Raw genomic sequence first — 211 nt, forward strand, 5'->3', positions numbered from 1 at the left:
ACGATGGAGGAATTCTTCCATCCCGATAAACAGGAAGCTGTAGCTCATGGAAAAAGCTACAGCAAGTGGGGGGGCTTTATCGAAGGATTTGCGGAATTCGATCCGCTGTTCTTCAATATTGCGCCACGGGAAGCGCTCAGTATGGACCCTCAGGAAAGGCTGTTCATAGAAGCCTGCTGGGAAGTGATGGAGGATGCGGGCTACACCAGGG

At 52.1% G+C, this 211-nt stretch carries 1 protein-coding gene; it reads left to right on the plus strand.

From position 1 onward, the window contains the following. Nucleotides 1-211, plus strand: a 211-nt coding sequence (locus LCF57_RS09845) for a beta-ketoacyl synthase N-terminal-like domain-containing protein (protein WP_226000527.1), incomplete at both ends; no start/stop codon positions are given.

Origin of the sequence: Paenibacillus sp. BJ-4 (genome assembly GCF_020404765.1) — a bacterium.
Classification (GTDB): Bacteria; Bacillota; Bacilli; order Paenibacillales; family Paenibacillaceae; genus Paenibacillus.